This window comes from Streptomyces torulosus (assembly GCF_001419765.1).
Taxonomy (GTDB): Bacteria; Actinomycetota; Actinomycetes; order Streptomycetales; family Streptomycetaceae; genus Streptomyces; species Streptomyces torulosus.
Genome location: NZ_LIRK01000805.1, coordinates 1 through 3,790 on the forward strand (window position 1 = coordinate 1; position 3,790 = coordinate 3,790).

2 protein-coding genes and 1 pseudogene are annotated in these 3,790 nt (G+C 73.3%); 2 read left to right on the top strand and 1 reads right to left on the bottom strand.

Going from position 1 to position 3,790, the window contains the following annotated elements; all coding sequences use genetic code 11:
* Positions 1-167 precede the first annotated feature (167 nt).
* Positions 168-2,378, bottom strand: a complete 2,211-nt coding sequence (gene recQ / locus AOK23_RS40415) for a DNA helicase RecQ (RefSeq protein WP_240496786.1) — start codon at positions 2,376-2,378, stop codon at positions 168-170.
* Positions 2,379-2,712: 334 nt separating this feature from the next.
* On the opposite strand from recQ, the pseudogene AOK23_RS51015 reads away from it, so the two are divergent.
* Together AOK23_RS51015 and AOK23_RS40425 are read left to right on the top strand one after the other, a co-directional pair.
* Positions 2,713-2,976 (top strand): annotated as a pseudogene (locus AOK23_RS51015) (ADP-ribosylglycohydrolase family protein); the annotation flags it as partial.
* A 19-nt stretch (positions 2,977-2,995) separates the two neighbouring features.
* A partial coding sequence (locus tag AOK23_RS40425; RefSeq protein WP_169800380.1) for an ADP-ribosylglycohydrolase family protein occupies positions 2,996-3,790 on the top strand: 795 nt, incomplete at its 3' end.

Genomic DNA, 3,790 nt, shown 5'->3' on the forward strand with positions numbered 1-3,790 from the left:
CGGCCCATCACGCCCGAGCAGCGGTCGCGACCCTGCTCGGGGCACCCTGACCTCCAGGCACCAGCCTCACCACCCAGCCGCCTCACCACCGCCCGGGGGCACCGTCGGGCCCACGACCACCGCACCCGGCAGCTCTGCGGACCCGACGCCGACCGAAGCGGCAGACCTCAGGCCCAGTCGTCGTAATCCGGCTCCGGCTCGTCCTCCGGCCAGTCGAAGGAGCCGTCCGCACCCCCGGCGCCCCCCTCACGCGCCGAACCTCCCGCTGTTCCGGAAGCCTCCGACGAGCGTGCCGATCCTCCGGAAGCCCCCGCCGAGCCTGCCGTCCCCGTGGACGCGGCTGTCGGTGCTTCCTGGGACGTCCCGCCGCCGAGCGACGCGAGCACCCCGAGCACGCCCTCCCCGTACGTGGCCAGCTTCTTCTCGCCGATGCCGCTGATGGTGCCGAGTTCGGCCACGGACGTGGGTCCGAGCGAGGCGATCTCCCGGAGCGTGGCGTCATGGAAGATCACATAGGCCGGGACGCCCTGCTCGCGAGCCTGCTCGGCGCGCCACGCCCGCAACGCCTCGAAGACCGGCAGCAGCTCCTCCGGCAGTTCCGCGACGGCCGCCTTGGCCTTCCGCTCCCCGCGCCCGGACCCCGACGAACCCGAACCCGAACCCGAGCCCGACGCCGACCGCGAGGTCACCGGCTTCTTCGGCTCCTTGCGCAGCGCCACCTCCCGCTCCCGCCGCAGCACCGCCCCGCTGTCCTCGGTGAGCACCAGCGTGCCGTACTCCCCTTCCACCGCGAGCAGCCCCTGCGCGAGCAACTGCCGTACGACACCACGCCATTCGCCCTCGGACAGCTCCGCGCCGATCCCGAAGACGGACAGCTGGTCGTGGTCGAACTGGATGACCTTCGCCGTCCGCTTGCCCAGCAGGATGTCGACGATCTGCACGGCCCCGAACTTCTGCCCGCGCTCCCGCTGCAACCGCACCACCGTGGACAGCACCTTCTGCGCCGCGACCGTGCCGTCCCAGGTCTCCGGCGGTACGAGGCAGGTGTCGCAGTTGCCGCAGCCGCCGGGGTTCGGTTCCTGGCCGAAGTAGCGCAGGAGCTGTCCGCGCCGGCACTGGGCGGTCTCGCAGAGCGCCAGCATGGCGTCGAGGTGGGCGGCGGCCCGGCGGCGGAACGCCTCGTCGCCCTCCGAGCCCTGGATGAGCTTGCGCTGCTGTATGACGTCGTTCAGCCCGTACGCCATCCAGGCCGTGGACGGCAGCCCGTCGCGGCCGGCGCGGCCGGTCTCCTGGTAGTAGCCCTCGACCGACTTCGGCAGGTCCAGGTGGGCGACGAACCGTACGTCGGGCTTGTCGATGCCCATACCGAAGGCGATCGTGGCGACGACCACGAGCCCTTCCTCACGCAGGAACCGCGACTGGTGCGCCGCGCGGGTGCCCGCGTCGAGCCCCGCGTGGTACGGCACCGCCTGGATGCCGTTGCCGCTCAGGAACTCGGCCGTCCGCTCGACCGAGTTGCGGGACAGGCAGTAGACGATGCCGGCGTCGCCCGGGTGCTCCTGCCGCAGGAAGGACAGCAGCTGCTTCTTCGGGTCGGCCTTGGGCACGATCCGGTACTGGATGTTGGGCCGGTCGAAGCTGGCCTCGAAGTGCCGCGCCTGCGGCATGGCGAGCCGCTCGGTGATCTCCCGGTGCGTGGCGCGGGTCGCGGTTGCCGTGAGCGCGATACGCGGGACGTCGGGCCAGCGCTCCCCCAGCAGCGACAGGGCCAGGTAGTCGGGCCGGAAGTCATGCCCCCACTGGGAGACGCAGTGCGCCTCGTCGATCGCGAAGACGGAGACCTTGCCACGGGCGAGCAGGTCGAGGGTGGCGTCGATGCGCAGCCGCTCGGGGGCGAGGTAGAGCAGGTCCAGCTCACCGGCGAGGAACTGCGCCTCGACGACGCGCCGCTCGTCGAAGTCCTGCGTGGAGTTGATGAACCCCGCCTGCACGCCGAGGGCCCGCAGGGCGTCCACCTGGTCCTGCATCAGCGCGATCAGGGGGGAGACCACGATGCCCGTGCCGGGGCGGACCAGGGCCGGGATCTGGTAGCAGAGGGACTTGCCGCCGCCGGTCGGCATGAGGACGACGGCGTCACCGCCCGCCACCACATGGTCGATGATCGCTTCCTGCTCGCCCCGGAAGGCGCCGTAGCCGAAGACACGGTGGAGCACGGCCAGTGCCTCGCTCTCCGCCGGCCGCCCCGTGCCCGGGCCCGCCGTCGGCGTCGTCCCGCTGTCGTCCGCCCATGGGGTGGTCGGCGCGGCCTCGCCGTCGTCCTGCCCTGCCGTCGTCCTGCCCTCGTCCGCCATCACACTCGTCCCGCCCGTCCCGATCATCGTCCGTCCCCCGTGCCTGCGTGCCCCGTGCCTCGCGCCCCGGGCTCCGTGCCGTCCGCGCTTCCTCCAGCCCCTGCCACGATAGGCGCCCGCACCGACAGCCTCAGAGTTATCCACAGGCTCCACTCTTCAGAGGCCTTGGGCCCACTCCCCGGAGTCCTTGCCCAGGGGCCGCGCCTCAGCCCATTGGACGCCCCGCATGGCAGGCACCCCGGGGCGGGGCGCTGCTGGCGCGGGAGGGGAGGCTCGCCACCCCACGTCTCGGGCGCCGCCCCCGCGCGCCTCCTTCTTCCGCAAGGAGCTCCGAGACATGTCCCCGTAGAAGGCCGTCTGCGCCCTCGCCCTGGCCACCGCCGCCCGCGGCCGGATCGCCGAGGCCGTCCCCGCCGCCGCCTGCCTCTCCCGGGTCGCCGACTCCGCGCCCGCGCTCGCCGGAGCCCTGACCGGCGCGCTCGGCGGCGCCGCCGCCGTCCCCGACACCTGGCGGGACGCCTGCCGCACCCTCTCCGGCTGCGCCCTGCCCCGCCTCACCGGTACGGATCTCGTACACCTCGCCGAACTTCTCGCAGCCACGGAACTCGCCGCCCCCGGAGGATGATTCGGGCATGACGCCCCCTATGGAACCCCATCGCCACGCAGTGCCGCATACCGACGCGGGTCTGGAGGAACGCATCACCGGCGCCCTGGTCGGCGCCGCCGTCGGCGACGCCCTCGGCGGCCCGGTCGAGGGCTACACCCCGGAGCAGATCCTCGAACGTCACGGCGGCCGCGTCCACGGCATCGTCGGCCCCTGGAACGGCGACGACTGGCGCACCGCCCGCCCGATCGCCCCCTACCACAAGGGCGACGGCCACGTCACCGACGACACCTTGATGACGCACGCGCTGGTGCGGGTGTACGAGCGGGTCCGCGACCACCTCGACGCGTACGCGATCGCCGAGCACCTGGTCCCCGACATGATGACCACCCCGCGCTGGATCCCGGAACTGGAGGCGGAGGCCCTCCCTCTGCAACGGGTCTTCCTCGCCGAGAAGTGGCTGGTGGCCCGGCTGCACTACGGCCATGTCGACCCCCGCGAGGCCGGCGCCGGAAACATCGTCAACTGCGGTGCCGCGATGTACATGGCGCCGGTCGGCCTGGTCAACGCGGCCGACCCGAGGGGCGCGTACGCCGAGGCCCTCGACATCGCGGGCGCCCACCAGTCGTCGTACGGCAGGGAGGCGGCGGGCGTGTTCGCGGCGGCCGTCGCGGCGGCGTGTGCGCCGGGCGCCACCGCGCGGTCGGTGGTCGACACCTGTGTGCGGCTGGCGAAGGACGGCACGCGCGCCGCGATCGAGGCGGTGTGCGAGGTGGCGTCCCGGCATGCGGACTTCGAGTCGGCGCTGAAGCCGCTGCGGGAGGCGGTGGCGCCC